Raw genomic sequence first — 17,203 nt, forward strand, 5'->3', positions numbered from 1 at the left:
GGGCTCGACATTTTAGCGTTAGCCGTCCTGCGGGCCGACCGACAGCGGCGGAAATTCGGGATGCGCCGATTCCTGCTGTCTGACGGCGGGGTTATAGCGCAGACAGTTCGGCAAACCGGGGCTTTCGGTACCGATTTTGATGGCCGCGATGCGGCCCTCGTTGCGTAATTGCAGCAGCCGCGAGATCACCCGGTTGCGGATGGTTTCGGGATCGATGGTGTTGACATAGATCTTGGTGCCGCCTTCGAAACCGGCCGGCGTCGAGACCCGCCATTTGATCAGCACCCGCCACGGCATGGGGACATCCACATCGGGCGGTTTGTAGTACCACTCCTCGTTGCAAGGCACGTCCGCGCCGGTGGCGGCGTGGCAAGCCTGCACCAGATCGGACATGCCGCGCAGTTCGCTGGCGGAATGATTCCACGGCTGGCTGCGCTCGCTCTTGGAATAGATTTCCAGCGTGGGAAAGCGGTGGCCGAAGCCGGCATAGGCGATGGCATGGTCGTTTTCGGCGACCACCAGGTTGCGGTAGATGGCGAAGTTGACGCCGGCTTCGTTATAGAGGTTGGGGTTGGCTCGCACCCGCTCCAGTTCCAGCCCGTTTTGCGCGCCGCGTTCGTCGATGGCCACCAGCTGCTTGTGGAGGTGATCGAAGGACGCTCCGGCCGGTTTCAACCAGTTCTGGAATACCGCCACGTAGCGGACGTAGCGGTTGTTGGCGTAGATGTCGCGCAGGGCGTCGATGGTGAAGTGCAGGTACTGATAATGCTCCTCGGGAGTCAAGGCTCCGGAGGAGGCCAGTTGGTGGTCATGAGTGGCGCCATCGACGAAATGGCGGCGGGCGACGATCAACTCGTGACCGCCGCCGAAGAAGGCGTTGGCGAACTGCAAGCGCTCGTCCAGGGACATCCGCTCCCAGGCGGATTCATCGATGCCGACCGCCTTCAGCCGTTGCTCCGACATCCGCAGTACGTGCTGGCGGCCAGCCACCGACGCCAGATAGGTCAGCTTGTGCGATTCGAGGGCGTCCGGGAGGCGGTAGTCGAAATTTTTCTGCCAGTAATTGAAGGAGATGATTTCGAACAAGTTGGGGACGCGGCGGAATTCGGCCACCGTATCGAACAAAGCGTCGACCTGGAGATGGCGCAGCAAGGTGTACTGATCGCCGGCCTTAATCAGGCGCGCCTTTTCAGGCGGGGTTTCCAGATAGAGCCGAGGACAGAACGAGCAATAGGCGTCGGTCTTGGTCGGATCGATCGGAGCGGGATTTGCGTTCAGCACGCCGAGCGGGCGATTGCCCCGACCGGGTACGGTCCACACTTCGGTTCCGGTGAGCGGATTGACTTGTTTGATGGTCCCATCGGCCATCCGCATCAGATAACTGGATTCGGGAATCTGGTCCAGCATGTCAAGCTTCGCCTCGTCGTGTTCGATACGTAGTACATCAGGGAAAAAGCAGTACGCCTCCCGAATATTTTAGCAGTTTCGTGGGAAATAGATTTTGAGCGTGGCTACTGCTTCAGAGCCAAGACCAGCGCGCCGCCGGCGATCATCGCGATCCCGAGCCATTCCTGAACGCTGGGGCGTTCGCCGAGAAAGGCAAACGCGAAAACCGCGACCAGCACCAGGCTGAACTTGTCGACCGGCGCGACCTTCGAGGCTTCACCGATCTGAAGGGCGCGAAAATAACAGACCCAGGAAGCTCCGGTAGCCAGGCCGGAAAGGGTGAGAAACAGCCAGGTTTTAGCGGACAACGCGAGCGGGTTGGTCCACTTGCCGGCCAACCAGACAAAGGCGGCCAGGACAAGGATGATGATGGCGGTTCGAATGAGGGTGGCCAGATCCGAATCGACGCCTTGAATGCCGATTTTGGCGAAAATGGCGGTCAAGGCGGCAAACATCGCCGAGAGCAACGCCCAGTACAACCAGCCTGTTGCAGGGATCATGGCCGGATTGTAGCTGGAAAAGCCCAGGTTCACCCGACGAAAGAACGACCAGCGTTTCGGCTGGGCCAGCCCGCGAGCTGTAATTGCGTCGTTCGAAGCCCTACCGGATTAGCGCGACGGCGGCGCTGAGAAACGCCGCCATACCCGCAAACCTCGAATCAGCAGCCTGCGCAATCTGAGGTCAGCCCAATCCATGAACCGCGCGGCGGCAAGGGACTCCTGGGCGACCAGCATAGCCCCGATGATGAGGACGACGATGCCCGGTCCGGGAGCGACCAACATGACAACCCCCAAACCCATGATGAGGATGCCGGCCCCGATGGCGAGAATCTTCTGGTGAAAGGCGCTCGGTTGGTGTTGCTGCCGTTGTTTGAAATGCGCCCTGAAGCGCTGGCCCGGCGGGACGGCGGCGAAGCGCTGCCAGCGCTGTTTGAGACCGAGGGTATCCGACATAGGCGAAGCTCCGCGAGATAAGCTGGAAGGCTATTGCGACCTTCAGACTGGAAGAACGTTCGATCGACAGGCAGGCTGGCGTTGTTTGGGACTTCGACTGCAACAGGGTCTCGAACGGATCAAGTCAGATGAGTCAGTGAGATTTGTCCAATGACTTAACAATATTAGGGTTGCTTGGTATAAGGTCTGCTGTCGGACTTCATCACTAGCAGCAACAAGGAGACTTTAAAAATGAAACGGCGCGAATTTATTAAAACAACGAGTCTTAGTTTAGCTGCCGCCAGCGTGGCGACGGTTCAGTGATGTTAGCCAAGCGGGTGGCCGAATTAACCGACAACAAATTCGAAATCCGAGTTTTGGTGGGCGAACAAAGTGTACCAGTTGCCAACTTCATGGAGTTGATCCAAAAAAATACCGTGGATTGCATTCATACCGCCTGCTTCTATTTTCATAATACCAATAAGGCGTTTTCAATCGACACCGGCATTCCCTTCGGCCTCGGCTCCCGTCAGTTGAACGCGTGGTATTCTGAAGGCCAAGGGTTGGCGTTGAGTCGGGAATTCTTCGCTAAATTCAATGCGGTCAATTTTCCGGGCGGCAATACCGGCACCCAAATGGGCGGCTGGTCGCGCAAGGAAATCAAGTCTTTGGAGGATATCAAAGGGTTTCGGATGCGCATTGTGGGATTTGGCGCAGAAATCCTGACCGCGTTGGGCGCGTCGCCCGTTATGATACCGGCCGGCAACATTTATTCCGCGTTGAATCAAGGCGACCTCGACGCCCGCTCGTTCCCTCCCGGCTGGGCGGGAGGGAAAACGCCCTGACGTTCAGGCATCGACAGCGCTCTCAAGCACTACTACCCGTGGGGTGATCTTGCAAAACAGCTCGTAAGTGATGGTGCCGACGGTGCGCGCGATATCCTCGGCCGGCAAGCCGCGCCCCCACAGAATCACCGGATCGCCGACCTCGGCCTCCGGCAATTCGCTCAGGTCGACGGTCAGCATATCCATCGACACTCGGCCCGCCAGCGGGGCGCGGCGGCCGTTCACCAATACCGGGGTTCCGGACGGCGCGTGGCGGGGATAGCCGTCGCCGTAGCCGATGGCGACCACGCCGATGCGGCTGGCGCGCGGACAGACCCAGGTGCCGCTATAACCGATGGGCTCGCCCGCCGCATAGTGCTGAACCGCAATCAAGCGGCTCGCCAGCGTCATGACCGGTCGCAAATCCTCATCCGCGCCGGTGCGCTGGCCAAACGGCGAGCAGCCATACAGCATGATGCCGGGTCGCACCCAATCGAAATGCGTTTCCGGCCAACCCAGAATCCCCCCGGAGTTGGCCAGGGAACGTTCCGCCGCTCTGCCTTGGGTCACGGTGTTGAAGGTATCGAGCTGCTGGCGCGTGTACGGATCGTCCCGATCATCCGCCTTGGCCAGATGGCTCATCAGGCGCGGGTTGGGGGCGGCGTTGGGGCAGGCCGCGAGCCGTTCCAGCGCGGCGGGCACCCGCTCGGGCGCGAAGCCCAGGCGGTGCATCCCGGTGTCGATCTTGAGCCAGACCTCGATGGGCTGGGCGCGCGGGGCCAGCTCCAGCATCCGCAACTGCGACTCGTGATGGATCGTGGCTTGCAAGCCATGCCGGCGGCAGAGTTCTATTTCCTCGGGTTGCAGGAACCCTTCCAGCACTAGGATCGGCTTGCCGATGCCCGCCTCCCGCAACGCCATCGCCTCATCGCAGCGCGCCACGGCAAACACGTCCGCCGCCTCCAGCGCGCGAGCGGCGCGCAGCATACCGTGACCGTAAGCGTTCGCCTTGAGGGCTGCCGCCACTCGGCAACCGGGCGCGGCGGCGCGAACGCGGGCCAGGTTATGGCGCAGGGCGGCCAGATCGATAGTGGCGGTGGTGACGGGCTTCATTCCTTCATCTCCCCTGTGGCAACCGGAGCATGATACCGCCAACCACGCGAGCGACTATCGGCTGACGCTCGAAATGGTCAGCCGCTCGCCCGCCGGCGGGCGAGCGGCTCTGACCGGTTACCGGCGACGGCCCTGAAACGAGCGACCGTTACCGCCGCTCAAGCGCCGAGCGCGACGCGCGGATCGACGTACTGGTAGCCGAGATCGTCGGCGACGGCTTTGTAGGTCACCTTGCCCTGGCAGACGTTGAGTCCTTCCAGGAAATTGGGATTGTCCAGCAAGGCTTTCTTGTAGCCTTTGTCGGCCAGCGCCAGCGCGTAGGGCAGGGTAACGTTGTTGAGGGCGTGGGTGGAGGTGTGCGGCACCGCGCCCGGCATGTTGGCGACGCAGTAATGGACGACGCCATCGACCACATAGGTCGGTTCGGCATGGGTGGTCGGGTGTGAGGTGGCAAAGCAGCCGCCCTGGTCGATGGCGACATCCACCAGCACCGCGCCCGTTTTCATCCGCTTGACCATATCCTGGGAAACTAACTTGGGCGCTTCGGCTCCGGCGACCAGCACGCCGCCGATCACCAGATCCGCTTGCAGCACATAGTCTTCCAGCGAGGCCCGCGTCGAGTACACGGTCTTGAGGGCCGCGCCGAAACGGTGCGCCAGCCGGGCCAGCACGCCCACGTTTTTATCGAGGACGGTCACGTCAGCGCCCATGCCCAAGGCCATTTCGATGGCGTTCTCACCGACCACGCCGCCGCCGATGACCACCACCTTGGCCGGGGCCACGCCGGGCACGCCGCCGAGCAGGATGCCACGTCCCCCCTTGGCGCGCTCCAGCGCCGCCGCGCCAGCCTGAATCGACAGCCGGCCCGCCACTTGCGACATCGGGGCCAACAACGGCAGCCCTCCCTGGCCGTCGGTGACGGTTTCGTAGGCGATGCAGACCGCGCCGCCGTCGACTAAATCCTTGGTTTGCTCCGGGTCTGGAGCCAGATGCAGGTAGGTGAACAGAATCTGGTCCGGGCGCAGCAGCTTGCGTTCGCCCGCTTGCGGCTCCTTCACCTTCACGATCATGTCGGCTTTGGCAAAAATATCCGCCGGCGCGGCGGCGATGGCCGCGCCGGCGGCGCGATAGACCTCGTCCGAACTGCCGATGCCGAGGCCGGCGTTGGTTTCCACCACGACCTGGTGGCCGTGGGCGATGAATTCCCGCACGCTGGTCGGCGTCAAGCCGACCCGGTATTCATGAACTTTGATCTCTTTGGGTACGCCGATAAGCATGACGTTCTTCCTCTTGTTTGGTGGTTGCCAACCCTTGGGTAGCGTCAGAATAATATGTTTTTTTTCATCGAATTGTATTGCTATTATTGTCGCTGAGCAGCGATTGATTAGAATTTTATCGAGCGGTTGAACTCTTTTGGCGAACTTTATTGCAATGATCGAGCTGGATCGCACCGACCGGCAGATTTTGGTGCTGCTGCAAGCGGATGGCCGGATGAGCAACGCCGAGGTGGCCGAACGGGTCAATTTATCGCCGTCGGCCTGCCTGCGACGGGTCAAGCGGCTGGAGGAAGAAGGCTTGATCGAAGGCTACCGGATGTTGTTGAGCCAGAGGGCCATCGGCAAGCCGACCAACATTTTCGTCGAGATTACCTTGGTCAATCAGAACGACGAGATGCTGGACGCCTTCGAGCGCGCCGTGACGGAATGCCCCGAGATCATGGAGTGCTACTTGATGGCGGGCGTGCCGGATTACATGGTGCGGGTGATCGCCGCCGATGTGGTGGATTTCGAGCGGATCCACCGCACCTATTTATCGCGCTTGCCCGGCGTGGCCAGCCTGCGGTCCAGCTTCGCGCTGAGGACGGTGTGTCGTAAGACGGCCTTGCCGCTGGCTTGAGCGGCGCAGGTGGCTCCTCATCGGATCGCGCGCTTTCCGGCGCGAGCCGGTGTTAAATCTTGCGCTCGAAGGCGGTGAGCGCCTTGCTCGACAGCCGGTAAAGCTGGGCCGGACGATGCGCGCCGGTGCGGAACCGGCTCGGGATTTCCTCGATGATGTCCTGCTCCAGAATCTTGTGGCGGAACGACGCCTTGTCCAGCCGCGCGCCGATGGTTTGCTCGTAGATGCGGTGCAGGTCGTTCATGGTGAACTCGGCCGCCAGCAGAAAAGCGGGTAAGGATGAATAAGTCGCCTTGCCGCGCAGGCGCTCGACCGCCTTGGCGACGATCCGAGGGTGGTCGAAGGGCAGCGGCGGCAGGGCCTCCACCGGAAAGGCTTCGGCGGACGCGCTCTGCTCTAGCAGCGGCCACGGGATCAGCGCGTAGTAGGCGACGCTGACCGACCAACCGCGCGGGTCGCGAACGGTCCCGGAGAAGGTATACAACTGCTCCAAATAGGGGGCGTCGAAACCGATCTTGCCGCGAATCACCCGCCGGGCCGCCGCTTCGGTATCGGCGTCTTCCTGCGCGTGGACAAAACCGCCCGGCAGCGCGTGCAAGCCTTCGAACGGCGGTTCCTTGCGTCGGGCCAGAATCAGGCACAGGCGTTCGTCGCGGATGGTGAACAGCGCCATGTCCACCATCACCCAGGGTCGCGGGTAGTTCTGTTCCACGCGCCGTTCTCCACTAGAGTTTGATGTTATTAATAAATAACAAAAATCATTCTAAGCGTTTTTCGTAGTTGAGGTCCACCAAAAAATATTTAATTGTTATTTGTAAAATACAATTAAGTCTGTTAATGTTTGCGCTCATGGAGGTGATGGTGATGAACGACATAAGCCTGTTGACCGCGCCAGCGCTGCTGGCTATCGGGCTGACCGAACCGGAACGGTTGTTCGGCGGCGACGAACAGACCGCGAAACGGGAGTTTCGGGCGCTGGCGGCGCGCTGGCACCCGGATCGTTGCCCGGCGCGAGGAGCGACCGAGGTATTCCAGCACGTCAGCCGGCTGTACGAAGCGGCGCTGCGCAAGCTGCGGGGCGGCCTCTGGCAAACGCCGGGATTGCTGGTACTGCGGGCGCGCGACGGCGCGCGCTACAAGGTCCGCTATCGCCAGGAGCGCGCGTTCGAGCTGGGCCGGTTGTTCGTCGGCCGGGAAATCGCGGCCTACGTGGTCGAAAAAGAGCACGCGGATTTGTTTGAGAACGCGCTCCAAACGCTCGACCGCTTGCCGTGCGCCGATGCCCGCATGGCGGCCGAAGTCGGGCGCGCTCTGCCGCAAATCGTCCGCCGTTTCGAGACCGAGGCGCATTGCGTGCTGGTGTTGCGCAAGGCCGCCGATCAAGTGCCGCTGCGCGATCTGCTCGACCATCTCGGCGGGCGGATGGACGCCCGGCATGTGGCCTGGATCGTCAGTTCCTTGCTGAATCTCGCCTGCTATCTGGATTACGCGCAACTGGCGCACAACGCCATCACGCTCGATAGCTGGTTCGTTTCACCGTCTCAGCACGGCGGGGCTTTACTGGGCGGCTGGTGGTACGCGGTGCGCCAGGGTGAACCGATGTTGGCCGCGCCGGCCGCCACCGTGCAGCACGCGCCGTTTGAGGTGATGGAACATCGGCGCGGCGACCGTCGGACCGATTTGGAATTGATTCGGGCGCTGGGCCGGGAACTGCTGGGCGATGCCAGCGGCGCGCGACTCGCCCGCGAAAACGCCGCGCCGCCACCGATGATCGACTGGTTGCGGCGGCCAGCGGACGGGTGCGCCGTCCGCGATTATCAGACCTGGATGAGCCAGGTGCTGAAGGACAGTTTCGGCGAACGCCGGTTCGTGAAGCTGGATATCAACGTCGAAGAACTTTATTGATCGATTGAAAAGGAGAAGCATCATGGGTACCGCACGCTGGAATCCTACGGATTGGAGCGCATACGCGGCCTCCACCGCCGGCAAAAGCACCGATGCCGTGTTCGCGGCGCGGGGGATCGACCAAGACCTGAACCCGTTCGGCGTCGCGCTGCGCGAATCGCGCGATTCCGACCTGAATCCGGCATCGACCGCCATCATCGTCGGGCTGGATGTGACCGGCTCGATGGGGATGATCGCCGATGCCTTGGCGCGCGAGGGCCTCGGCATCATGGTCGAGGAAATTTTGGCCCGCAAGCCGGTCTCGGACCCGCACATTCTGTGCATGGGCATCGGCGATGTGCTGTGCGATCAAGCCCCGTTGCAGGTGACCCAGTTCGAGGCCGACATCCGCATCGCCCGGCAACTGGAAAAACTGTGGCTGGAAAAGGGCGGCGGCGGCAACTCCTGCGAGTCCTACACCCTGCCGTGGTATTTCGCCGCGATGCACACCGCCATCGACTGTTTCGAGAAGCGCGGCAAAAAGGGTTATCTGTTCACGGTCGGCGACGAAGAACCGCCGCTGGATTTGCCGGGAACGGCGATCACCCGCTTTCTCGGCGATCCGCCGCAACGCGATTTCAGTTCCCGCGAACTGCTGACGCTGGTGAGCCGGCTGTACCACGTCTTTCACGTCATCGTGGAGGAAGGCTCGCACGCCCGCCACGACCCGCGCGGGGTGCGCGACCGCTGGACCGATCTGCTGGGCCAGCGCGTCATCGGTCTGTCGGATCACACCAAACTGGCGGAGGTGATCGTCTCCGCCATTGAGGTCAACGAAGGCCGCGACCGGAATCAGGTGGTCAAGAGCTGGAGCAAACAGACCGCGCTGGTGGTGCAGCGGGCCGTGGGCGCGCTGGCCGCGGGCCGGAGTCCGGCCGCCGGAGTGGTGCGGTTTTGAGTTCTCATCGTAAGCCGTTGCGCTCGCTCACGGACGGGCGAGAGCGGCGGGCAGGAGCAGCGTCATGGCTTTACACAACACCGCCCAAGTCGTGATCGGCGCGCAGTTCGGCGACGAAGGCAAGGGCCGCATGATCGACTATTACGCCGCGCGGGCGGGCGGTGAGGGCATCGTCATCCGCTTCAACGGCGGCGCGCAGGCCGGGCATACCGTGGTGACGCCGGAGGGCGTGCGCCATGTGTTCAGTCACGTCGGCAGCGGCGCGTTCGTCGGCGCGGCTACCTTCCTGTCGCGGTTTTTCGTCTCCCATCCGATTCTGTTTCTCAGGGAAATCGAGAGCTTGGCGGGCAAGGGTGTGCAGCCGTCGGTTTATGTCGACCCGCAAAGCCCGGTGACGACGCCTTACGACATGATGATCAATCAGATCGTCGAGCGGAAGCGGGGCGCGGAGCGGCATGGGAGTTGCGGTATCGGTTTCGGCGAGACCATCGAGCGCAATCTGACGCCGGCTTATGCCCTGACCGTGGCGGATTTGGTGGATCGGGCGGCGCTTGCCGACAAACTGGATGCGATCCGTCGCGATTACGCGCCGGCTCGGCTGGCTCGGTTGGGTTTTGAGGATGGTTTCAAAAGTAACAGTGACCTGTTTTTATCTGATTCAATATTGGAACATTTCATCGATGACACCGAGCGGTTTTTGCAGTTGGCAAGGGTGGCTGATTTGAAAACGGCGACGCGCGGGCGGCATTTGTTGTTTGAGGGCGCGCAAGGATTACTGCTCGATCAAGATAGCGGTTTTTTTCCATACGTCACCCGTTCGAATACGGGATTGCGTAATGTGCTGGCGCTGGCGGGGGAGTTGGATTTAACCGAGCTTGAAGTGACTTACGTCACGCGGCCGTATACAACTCGTCACGGTGCGGGGCCGCTGCCGCATGAAGTGCCGGAAAAACCCTATCCCGACATCGTGGATGCCACCAATGTTCCGAATGATTGGCAAGGTACGTTGCGGTTTGGGTGGTTGGATTTGGATGTGCTGCGGGATGCCATCGCCAGGGATTTGACGGAGGCGGAGCGGTTGGCGGGATTGGCGATCAAGCCAAGATTGGCTGTAACATGTCTAGATCAGCTTATTCATACTGAAGTGATATACTACAAACATAGAAAGCGATGCCAAGCGACAATTGATGAGTTTGCGACGACGTTAGCCTTAGGCGTAGATGAAATTTCGTTGGTTTCGCACTGATCAGTCCCCCACGAGCGAAACAGCAACGTTTGGAAAAGCTCTTAAAACTTTCCCATCCATCGTTATTAATTTCGTATTGAGCCTTAACGCCAGCGCCACAAACTCACAGTCATAAGCGGAGCACTCGCTATCGCGTACTAATTCCAAGACGCTGAACGAATCAATCTGATATTCAGACCCCGCCATCAAATCCTCAGCTTCAAGCTGAATATGGTGTTACCGCTCGAACGTCAGATTTTTCCGCCTCAATTATCCAGCCAAGATGTTGCGAAATTCACTGCGCCACAAAATTGGAGCGGCCCAATTGGGTCCTCGGGTCAGCAATATCTCGGCCGCTGTGGTGTGCTCGCCTGGCAAATACAGGGAAGCGAGGACGTTGGTATCGACCACAATCATGGCCGTCCTTGCCTTTTCAATTCATCAATATCATGAGCCTGAAAGTTTGTGGCGTTTAATCCATGACGTAGTTGACGCGCTCTTAGAAGTCTTTCATTAGAATCGATTTTCTTAGGAAAAAGAGTGGTTTCCAAACACAAAATGGCTTCGCTATTAAGGCTGCGACGATGCAATTCCGCCGAAGCTTTTAGCCGGTTATACAACTCATCCGGGATATTTTTTAACGTTAAAGTTGTCAGCATGACAGTATCACCAAAATGGAACCAAAACGGTTAAATTTTATTGATTGCGCGAATGCTGTGTCAGCTTGTCTCCATCCATAGTGGTATGACTTACGAGCGATATGCCGCATCATCATCGGGATACAGCGAGAGCAATCGTAGCCAACCCCCTTCATCCTGATACGCCACAGCCCGAAAGCCCTGATTGATCCGCAAGCTATACAAGCGGTGGCCGTCCGGGCCGCTACGGGAATGGATCGCCTCCCACCGCAAACCCCGATCCTGATAAACCTGCGCCCAGCGTAAGCTCGACGGCTTGCGCAATGTCGCTAGTACCGCCAGTTGTTGGGCCTTCTCCAGCGCGAATAACTGTCGCTGAAAAACCGGATTATTGAGATCGAGCCGAACGGCGTCGGGTTGGTCGGCGCGGGCGCTCACGGCGAGCCGCATTCTAGACTGTCAAGATCGGTTTCCGCCGGCGGGTGCGACTCGGCCCACGCGATGGCCTCATCAAGATCGGCTCGCACTTTAGGCGTGTGAAGCCAAAGCTCGCTGTCGGGGATAAATTCGCCGAGTTTAAGCAGCCACACACCCGGTTCTAGTTCGTCCACTAGCACCTGCCGCCTCGCATAGGCTTTGCCTAGCGTAATTTGGCCGCTTTGACCCACCGTCTTTACCAGTCCCATACCCTTAGCCCCGTGATAAAAAATCATGCCGCATGATAGCATGAAAAAGTGTTGACGGCGTTTTCAATGCTGGAGGCATGAAGTAAAGCTTTGGCTTTTGCTTGTAATCAAGCTCAGTTTGGCGCTATACAGCGCTAGGCTCCGACCAGCCGGAGCCCATCCAACTCTTGCGGGTGTCCCAGCGGGAAGAATCGGGAACGCGGTGTGATTCCGCGACGCGCCCAGCGCTGTGAGGGGGACCGTTCCAGCAACACGCCACTGACCGCGGTCGGGAAGGCGCTGGGCCGGGTCGAACCCAAGTCAGAAGACCGGCCCGCAAGACCGTCAACCAGCGGCAAGGCCGGGCCGCTGGCGATCCTTCATTCAGGGGACGCCATGAAGATCGAACCGCTCGGCTCGCCAGCCGATTCCGACCACGCGGCCGCCATCCGCGCCGCCGTCTATCAAACCATCTTCTCTCGCCGCGACGTGCGCGGTCAGTTTTTATCCGACCCGATCCCGGATGGCGTGCTGTCGCGCTTGCTCACCGCCGCCCACTTCGCGCCCTCGGTCGGTTTCATGCAACCGTGGAGTTTTCTGCTGGTGCGCGATCCGGCGATCAAGCAGCAAGTGCACGACGCCTTCCTGCACGCCAACGCCGAAGCCGCCTTGCTGTTCGAGGAAGAGCGCCGAGAGCGCTACCAGCAATTGCGCCTGCAAGGTATCCTCGAAGCGCCGCTCAACCTGTGCGTGACCTGCGACCGGGACCGGGCCGGCCCGGTGGTGTTGGGGCGCACGCACAACAAGGCGATGGACCTGTACAGCACGGTGTGCGCGGTGCAAAACCTGTGGCTCGCGGCCCGCGCCGAAGGGATCGGCGTCGGTTGGGTCAGCATCTTTCGCGCGTCCGCGCTGCGCGAGATTTTGCAACTCCCGTCGCGCATCGTCCCGGTCGCCTATCTGTGTGTGGGCTACGTCAGCCATTTCAACAACCGCCCGGATTTGGAAGTGGCCGGCTGGCGCGAGCGCTTGCCGCTGGAACACTTGGTCTATTTGGATCGCTGGGGCGAAACCGGCGGCGACGCCACCACCAATTTGCGCGAACACTTGCGGCGGGATCAGCGAGACGCAAGATGGCTGAGCAGCTTTTCGACCGCCGCGACAGGATGATGGTCTTCTTGGAAAGCGTTGAAAGCCGGGGCAGTTCAGTCGCGAGCCCGCCAGCGCGCCGGCGCTCGCCCATTTAAATTCACCGCGCGGGAATAAATGCGCACCGTCGGGTGTTAACGCCTATGAGAGCCGAGCGAAAGCTCGGGCTCCGGCGAAGTCCCCCGGCCACTCCCAACGGGTTCTTCCGAGAATTCAGCCGCTTTCTTACCAAGAAGCCGCTGGCGGCTCTACCTACGGTGATGGCGCTCTTTCAACCGACCGATGGAGAATTACCGTGTTTGCCAGAACGTTCACTGCCTCGATGCTGGTCTTAACTTCAGTCATGGTGTTACCCGCGCACGCGAGCAACAGCGCTTACGAGCCAAGGAATTTAGTTGCCGATCAGCCCGGCTCGGCCAACACCGATCCCAAGCTGGTCAACGCCTGGGGCATCGCTTTCAACCCCAACGCTCTGGTTTGGGTGGCCAACGCCGGCACCGGAACGTCCACGCTCTACGACGGCGCGGGAACGCCTTCGACCTTGGTCGTCACCGTCCCGGATGGCAATCCGACCGGCATCGTCTTCAACGGCTCCAACGACTTCGTCGCCGGCGGCAACCCTAGCCGGTTCATTTTCGCGACTGAGAGCGGCACCCTGGCGGCTTGGGCGCCCGCGCCTTCCTCTCCACCGCCCACGGCCGCCGTCACCGTCCGCGACAATTCCGCCGCCGGCGCGATTTACAAGGGTCTCGCCCTGGCCGCGAACGGTGCGGGACATTTCCTCTACGCCACGGATTTTCATAACAATAAAATCGATGTATTCGACAAGGATTTCAAGCCTGTCACACCCGCCGGTTCTTTCAGTGACCCCACCATCCCCCCCGGCTTTGCTCCTTTCGGCATCCAAAATCTCAACGGCGATCTTTACGTCACCTACGCCCAGCAGGACCAAAACCGAGAAGACGACGTGGCGGGTCGCGGCCTCGGTTTTGTCGACGTCTTCGACGCCGACGGTCGCCTCGTCCGTCGCTTCGCCTCGCGCGGTAACCTCAACGCACCCTGGGGCCTAGCCGTTGCTCCCGCCAGCTTCGGCCAGTTCGGCAATCGCTTGCTGGTCGGCAATTTCGGGGACGGCGCCATCAATGCCTACGATCTCGCTAGCGGTAAGTTTCGGGGCCAACTCCAGCGGGCCGACCGTCAACCCGTGCGAATTGATGGACTCTGGGGCTTGAGTTTCGGCAACGGCGTCTCGAACCAACCGACCAACACCTTGTTTTTCACCGCCGGTCCCGACGGCGAAGCTCACGGTCTCTACGGTCGGATCGACGTGGTTGCCACCAACAACGGCAACGATGGCTCTCCAACGGGTGGCGGCAACGGCAACGATGATTCCGGCAACCATACCGGCGGCGGTGGCGCTGATGATTCCGGTAACGGTGCCGGAAACGATGATCCGGGCAACCATCGCTAGCCGCTTTCTTGCCGGCCTCAACTAGTCCGTGGTTTCAAGGAAATCAATACGATGAGACTTTCACAGTACCGACTTGGGTCTAGGGCTTCAATGATGAGGCCGCCGTGCGGCGGCGGCAGTCTTCGTGTGGCGCTCAGCCTACTGGTGGCCGGCTGCACGTCGAACCCCTTCATCCCGCCGGACATACCGGCGGCGCTTCGTGTTCCCCAGGGCCAATCGGTCTTCCTGGAAGCGCTGGCGACCGGAGTGCAAATTTATGAGTGCGCGGCCAAATCTGACGAACCGTCCGGTTTTGCATGGACCTTTAAAGCGCCGGAGGCCACGCTGACGGATCGCACGGGTCGCTCCATCGGCAAACACTATGCCGGGCCGACTTGGGAATCCGCCGACGGCAGCGCCGTAGTGGCTGAGGTTTCGTCGCGCGATCCCGGTCCAGACCCGTCCGCCATCCCCTGGCTGCTCTTAAAGGCCAAATCGACCTCGGGCGCGGGCGAGCTCAGTCGCACCCAAAGCATTCAGCGGGTCCGCACCACGGGCGGTGTCGCTCCCACCCGACTTTGTTCTTCAAACAATGTGAAGCAGCTCGTGCGAGTGCCCTACACAGCCACCTACTACTTTTATCGCGTGGTTTCTTGAAGGGCGTCATGGCGGCCGCCGTCGTTCGAAGCAGAGGAGTTCAGATCGGCGTCGCTTTGAACTCGCGGGCGTACTTGTCCAAACCGCCCAGCGTGCCGCAAACGAACAGTACGTCATCGGCGCGCACCCGGAATTCATCGTCGAATTTGACAAAGACATCCTGGCCCCGCTCCACTGCGATCACGGCCGCGCCGGTGCGCTCGCGCACCTGCGCTCGCCACGGGTGCAGGCCCGCCAGCAAACCCGCGCCCAACCGCATGAACTTAAGCCGTTGCTCGACCGCCACTGCTTGTTCGCCGAGCAGATGGTAAGCCAGGATTTCGCCGGCCACCTGACCGACCGACAGCGCAAAATCCGCACCCGCCTGATAGAGGCGGGGAACGTTCGGCGCCCGGTTGACGCGCACGATCAGCGGCACCTCCGGGGCGTAGTCACGGACCACCGCCGTGGCGAACACCCCTTCGCTATCGTTGCTCAGGGCCAGCACCACCGCGCTCGCCGCGCGCACGTTGGCTTGTTCCAGCGTGGTGTGTTCGAGCACGTTGCCGACCACATCGACACCGGGCGCGAGCTGTCCGTCGATGACGGTCGTGGTTTCGCGGGCGTCGCGCAGCATTTCCACCACCTTGCCGCCGACCGTGCCGTAACCGGCCACCACGATGGGACCGGTGCGGCGGATCGGCGCGGCCAGACGCTCGACCTGAACCAGATGGGCCTGGGTGCCGACCGCAACCAGAATCGCGCCCGGTTCGATGCGCGTGTGCGGCCCCTTGACCGTGGTGAAACGACCACTGTGCCATTGCCCGATCACGGTCACGCCGTGGCGTTCGCGCAGGTGTAAGTCGCCGAGCAACTGCCCGGCCAGCGGGCTGTCCGCCCGCACGCGGAACTCCGCCAAATCGACCTGTGCGCCCAACAGATGCAAGCCTTCGGCCGGCGGGTTGATACGGGTGCTGGCGCGAGCCGCCAGCGCCGCGCCGAGTACGTGGGTCGGGGTGAACACCGCTGAGGCGCCCACTTTCAGCATCGGCGGCCGATAGAGCGGATTGTCGGCCAGCGCGTAGACCGGCCCCTCAAAGCCCCGCTCGCGCACCACCAAAATGCAAGTGGCGTTGGCGTGATCGTCGGCGTTGGTTACCACCGCTTGTGCTTGTTCCACTCCCGCCAGCGCCTCCGGGTCTTCATCCAGACTGCCGTAGACGACCGGATAATCACGCTCGCGCAGATTGCGGGCCAACGCCATGTCTTCCTCGAAGATCACGAAGGCGGAACCGATCCGCTGGCATTCCTCCAGCAGGGAATCAATCGCCGGGCCGTAGCGATAAAACAGCGTCCGCCCAGCCATCGGCGGCAGCACGCGCGGCAAGCGCGCCTCGAACCGCTCCTCAAAATAGGGCAGCACATAAATCGGAAAGATCATGAACACCAGAAACATCCCGATGAACTGCGTCAGCATGACGAACAACGTCATCAGCGGGTGGCTCCAACGGGCATCGGCCCCATAGCCGGTGGTGGTCAGGGTCTCGGAGGCCCACTCAAGGCTGGCCCAGAACCCCCGGGGGTTGCCTTCCAAATAGTGCATGCCGAGCATGTACAGACTGCCCAGGACCAGCACCGCCGCTGGCAACAACGCGAGCAGTGCGAGCAGGCGGCGGGTCGAGCGCTGGAATCGGTAAAGCACCTCAAATCCTCCGAAGCATCGGCCGCCGGCAAACGCGCGTTCGCCGCGGCCCTTCTCGAACTCATCATGGATTTTGTGCAGCGCACAAAATTCTGCTACAATCTAATTTAGTCAACAATAACCGTAACAGCCATGTACATCGTAGATGATCCTACCTTGGCGTTGCTCGTCCGATTCGCGGGAGGTGATCGCTCCCTGAATTTGTCGGATGCCGAATTTTTGTTCAAGCAACTAGAAGCCATCGAAGAGTACGTCAGCCACTACTCAGCCGAGGAGCGTCAGGCGCGCGCCATGGAGTGGGTCGAGATGCACGCTCGCGAATACCGCCAGCGCTGGCAGAAACGCGCGGCGTTCGTGGCCCTGTCCCGTTCGCGCTGCACCGATTGTCCGCTGGTGGACGATAGCTCGACCGAGCCATGCGCCGTGCACAAGCACTGGTTGGACCTGTTGCGCCGCTATGCCACCGACGATCTGTCGGATCACGACTACATCCATGATGCGCTGAGCCTGTTGGACACGCATCGGGATCGGCTGAAAGTCGGTCGGTCGCGCCGGTGCTCGCCGGACAGCCGCACCGAACTGATGGCCGGCTGAGGAACGCCGACAATCCCTCGTTGCGCGGCGGTCCGCTTGGCCGCCGTGTGCCTTCCCTCCCGCTCCGTCGCGAGCGCCCGGCGGTCGCCGG

General features: G+C 61.2%; 19 protein-coding genes and 1 riboswitch. Of the genes, 9 read left to right on the forward strand and 10 right to left on the reverse strand.

Features of this window, described 5'->3' with window-relative positions; translation table 11 throughout:
• Positions 1-18: 18 nt before the first annotated feature.
• From IPK09_16825 to IPK09_16835, 3 genes are all read right to left on the reverse strand, one after another.
• A complete protein-coding gene (locus IPK09_16825) occupies positions 19-1,407 on the reverse strand; it encodes a DUF4921 family protein (GenBank protein MBK7985261.1) in 1,389 nt (462 codons plus the stop codon).
• A gap of 104 nt (positions 1,408-1,511) precedes the next feature.
• Positions 1,512-1,946: an EamA family transporter gene (locus tag IPK09_16830; protein ID MBK7985262.1), complete on the reverse strand. Its 435-nt coding sequence runs from the start codon at positions 1,944-1,946 to the stop codon at positions 1,512-1,514.
• A 108-nt stretch (positions 1,947-2,054) separates the two neighbouring features.
• Positions 2,055-2,399 (reverse strand): hypothetical protein, encoded by a 345-nt coding sequence (locus IPK09_16835; GenBank protein ID MBK7985263.1) that lies wholly within the window; start codon positions 2,397-2,399, stop codon positions 2,055-2,057.
• Positions 2,400-2,701: 302 nt separating this feature from the next.
• Between IPK09_16835 and IPK09_16840 the strand changes: the two genes are divergently transcribed.
• A complete protein-coding gene (locus tag IPK09_16840) occupies positions 2,702-3,223 on the forward strand; it encodes a hypothetical protein (protein MBK7985264.1) in 522 nt (173 codons plus the stop codon).
• A gap of 3 nt (positions 3,224-3,226) precedes the next feature.
• Here IPK09_16840 and alr read toward each other — a convergent pair whose 3' ends face one another.
• Positions 3,227-4,315: an alanine racemase gene (gene alr, locus IPK09_16845; GenBank protein MBK7985265.1), complete on the reverse strand. Its 1,089-nt coding sequence runs from the start codon at positions 4,313-4,315 to the stop codon at positions 3,227-3,229.
• Between the two features lie 158 nt (positions 4,316-4,473).
• The gene (gene ald, locus IPK09_16850; protein MBK7985266.1) at positions 4,474-5,592 is read right to left on the reverse strand and encodes an alanine dehydrogenase; all 1,119 of its coding nucleotides are present in this window, start codon (positions 5,590-5,592) and stop codon (positions 4,474-4,476) included.
• A 154-nt stretch (positions 5,593-5,746) separates the two neighbouring features.
• On the opposite strand from ald, the gene IPK09_16855 reads away from it, so the two are divergent.
• The gene (locus tag IPK09_16855) at positions 5,747-6,211 is read left to right on the forward strand and encodes an Lrp/AsnC family transcriptional regulator (GenBank protein MBK7985267.1); all 465 of its coding nucleotides are present in this window, start codon (positions 5,747-5,749) and stop codon (positions 6,209-6,211) included.
• A gap of 52 nt (positions 6,212-6,263) precedes the next feature.
• Here the strand turns inward: IPK09_16855 and IPK09_16860 are convergent, their stop codons facing one another.
• Positions 6,264-6,893, reverse strand: a complete 630-nt coding sequence (locus IPK09_16860) for an NUDIX hydrolase (protein ID MBK7985268.1) — start codon at positions 6,891-6,893, stop codon at positions 6,264-6,266.
• Positions 6,894-7,075: 182 nt separating this feature from the next.
• Here IPK09_16860 and IPK09_16865 point away from each other — a divergent pair, with 182 nt between their 5' ends.
• The 3 genes from IPK09_16865 (at position 7,076) to IPK09_16875 (ending at position 10,299) form a co-directional block, all read left to right on the forward strand.
• On the forward strand, positions 7,076-8,116 hold the full coding sequence (locus tag IPK09_16865; GenBank protein MBK7985269.1) for a J domain-containing protein: 1,041 nt from the start codon (positions 7,076-7,078) through the stop codon (positions 8,114-8,116).
• Between the two features lie 22 nt (positions 8,117-8,138).
• Complete coding sequence (locus IPK09_16870; GenBank protein ID MBK7985270.1) at positions 8,139-9,053, forward strand: hypothetical protein; 915 nt, start codon at positions 8,139-8,141, stop codon at positions 9,051-9,053.
• A 64-nt stretch (positions 9,054-9,117) separates the two neighbouring features.
• Positions 9,118-10,299 carry an adenylosuccinate synthetase gene (locus IPK09_16875; GenBank protein MBK7985271.1) on the forward strand — a complete coding sequence of 394 codons (1,182 nt, stop codon included), beginning with the start codon at positions 9,118-9,120 and terminating at the stop codon, positions 10,297-10,299.
• A gap of 392 nt (positions 10,300-10,691) precedes the next feature.
• Here IPK09_16875 and IPK09_16880 read toward each other — a convergent pair whose 3' ends face one another.
• The 3 genes from IPK09_16880 to IPK09_16890 form a co-directional block, all read right to left on the reverse strand.
• Positions 10,692-10,937: a plasmid stability protein gene (locus IPK09_16880; protein MBK7985272.1), complete on the reverse strand. Its 246-nt coding sequence runs from the start codon at positions 10,935-10,937 to the stop codon at positions 10,692-10,694.
• Between the two features lie 90 nt (positions 10,938-11,027).
• Complete coding sequence (locus IPK09_16885) at positions 11,028-11,366, reverse strand: hypothetical protein (protein ID MBK7985273.1); 339 nt, start codon at positions 11,364-11,366, stop codon at positions 11,028-11,030.
• Positions 11,351-11,602: a hypothetical protein gene (locus tag IPK09_16890; protein ID MBK7985274.1), complete on the reverse strand. Its 252-nt coding sequence runs from the start codon at positions 11,600-11,602 to the stop codon at positions 11,351-11,353. Before IPK09_16890 ends, IPK09_16885 begins: the two co-directional genes overlap by 16 nt.
• Before the next feature lie 154 nt (positions 11,603-11,756).
• Positions 11,757-11,934, forward strand: a riboswitch (cobalamin riboswitch).
• Positions 11,935-11,977: 43 nt separating this feature from the next.
• On the opposite strand from IPK09_16890, the gene bluB reads away from it, so the two are divergent.
• The 3 genes from bluB to IPK09_16905 all read left to right on the forward strand — a co-directional run bounded on the left by bluB (position 11,978) and on the right by IPK09_16905 (position 14,837).
• A complete protein-coding gene (gene bluB, locus IPK09_16895; protein ID MBK7985275.1) occupies positions 11,978-12,751 on the forward strand; it encodes a 5,6-dimethylbenzimidazole synthase in 774 nt (257 codons plus the stop codon).
• 301 nt (positions 12,752-13,052) lie between these two features.
• Positions 13,053-14,201 carry a TIGR03118 family protein gene (locus tag IPK09_16900; protein MBK7985276.1) on the forward strand — a complete coding sequence of 383 codons (1,149 nt, stop codon included), beginning with the start codon at positions 13,053-13,055 and terminating at the stop codon, positions 14,199-14,201.
• Positions 14,202-14,294: 93 nt separating this feature from the next.
• The gene (locus IPK09_16905) at positions 14,295-14,837 is read left to right on the forward strand and encodes a DUF3455 domain-containing protein (GenBank protein MBK7985277.1); all 543 of its coding nucleotides are present in this window, start codon (positions 14,295-14,297) and stop codon (positions 14,835-14,837) included.
• Between the two features lie 40 nt (positions 14,838-14,877).
• Here the strand turns inward: IPK09_16905 and IPK09_16910 are convergent, their stop codons facing one another.
• Positions 14,878-16,518, reverse strand: coding sequence for an NAD-binding protein (locus IPK09_16910; GenBank protein MBK7985278.1), 1,641 nt, complete (start codon positions 16,516-16,518; stop codon positions 14,878-14,880).
• A 132-nt stretch (positions 16,519-16,650) separates the two neighbouring features.
• Between IPK09_16910 and IPK09_16915 the strand changes: the two genes are divergently transcribed.
• On the forward strand, positions 16,651-17,112 hold the full coding sequence (locus tag IPK09_16915; protein MBK7985279.1) for a hypothetical protein: 462 nt from the start codon (positions 16,651-16,653) through the stop codon (positions 17,110-17,112).
• The last annotated feature ends 91 nt before the right edge of the window (positions 17,113-17,203 follow it).

It is taken from the genome of Candidatus Competibacteraceae bacterium, assembly GCA_016713505.1.
Taxonomy (GTDB): Bacteria; Pseudomonadota; Gammaproteobacteria; order Competibacterales; family Competibacteraceae; genus Competibacter_A.

What these genes read in the sequence shown, in the direction of transcription:
- IPK09_16825 (MBK7985261.1), bottom strand. Translation starts at nt 1,407, where the DNA reads ATGCTGGACCAGATTCCCGAATCCAGTTATCTGATGCGGATGGCCGAT.
- IPK09_16830 (MBK7985262.1), bottom strand. Translation starts at nt 1,946, where the DNA reads ATGATCCCTGCAACAGGCTGGTTGTACTGGGCGTTGCTCTCGGCGATG.
- IPK09_16835 (MBK7985263.1), bottom strand. Translation starts at nt 2,399, where the DNA reads ATGTCGGATACCCTCGGTCTCAAACAGCGCTGGCAGCGCTTCGCCGCC.
- IPK09_16840 (MBK7985264.1), top strand. Translation starts at nt 2,702, where the DNA reads ATGTTAGCCAAGCGGGTGGCCGAATTAACCGACAACAAATTCGAAATC.
- alr (MBK7985265.1), bottom strand. Translation starts at nt 4,315, where the DNA reads ATGAAGCCCGTCACCACCGCCACTATCGATCTGGCCGCCCTGCGCCAT.
- ald (MBK7985266.1), bottom strand. Translation starts at nt 5,592, where the DNA reads ATGCTTATCGGCGTACCCAAAGAGATCAAAGTTCATGAATACCGGGTC.
- IPK09_16855 (MBK7985267.1), top strand. Translation starts at nt 5,747, where the DNA reads ATGATCGAGCTGGATCGCACCGACCGGCAGATTTTGGTGCTGCTGCAA.
- IPK09_16860 (MBK7985268.1), bottom strand. Translation starts at nt 6,893, where the DNA reads ATGGTGGACATGGCGCTGTTCACCATCCGCGACGAACGCCTGTGCCTG.
- IPK09_16865 (MBK7985269.1), top strand. Translation starts at nt 7,076, where the DNA reads ATGAACGACATAAGCCTGTTGACCGCGCCAGCGCTGCTGGCTATCGGG.
- IPK09_16870 (MBK7985270.1), top strand. Translation starts at nt 8,139, where the DNA reads ATGGGTACCGCACGCTGGAATCCTACGGATTGGAGCGCATACGCGGCC.
- IPK09_16875 (MBK7985271.1), top strand. Translation starts at nt 9,118, where the DNA reads ATGGCTTTACACAACACCGCCCAAGTCGTGATCGGCGCGCAGTTCGGC.
- IPK09_16880 (MBK7985272.1), bottom strand. Translation starts at nt 10,937, where the DNA reads ATGCTGACAACTTTAACGTTAAAAAATATCCCGGATGAGTTGTATAAC.
- IPK09_16885 (MBK7985273.1), bottom strand. Translation starts at nt 11,366, where the DNA reads ATGCGGCTCGCCGTGAGCGCCCGCGCCGACCAACCCGACGCCGTTCGG.
- IPK09_16890 (MBK7985274.1), bottom strand. Translation starts at nt 11,602, where the DNA reads ATGGGACTGGTAAAGACGGTGGGTCAAAGCGGCCAAATTACGCTAGGC.
- bluB (MBK7985275.1), top strand. Translation starts at nt 11,978, where the DNA reads ATGAAGATCGAACCGCTCGGCTCGCCAGCCGATTCCGACCACGCGGCC.
- IPK09_16900 (MBK7985276.1), top strand. Translation starts at nt 13,053, where the DNA reads ATGCTGGTCTTAACTTCAGTCATGGTGTTACCCGCGCACGCGAGCAAC.
- IPK09_16905 (MBK7985277.1), top strand. Translation starts at nt 14,295, where the DNA reads ATGAGGCCGCCGTGCGGCGGCGGCAGTCTTCGTGTGGCGCTCAGCCTA.
- IPK09_16915 (MBK7985279.1), top strand. Translation starts at nt 16,651, where the DNA reads ATGTACATCGTAGATGATCCTACCTTGGCGTTGCTCGTCCGATTCGCG.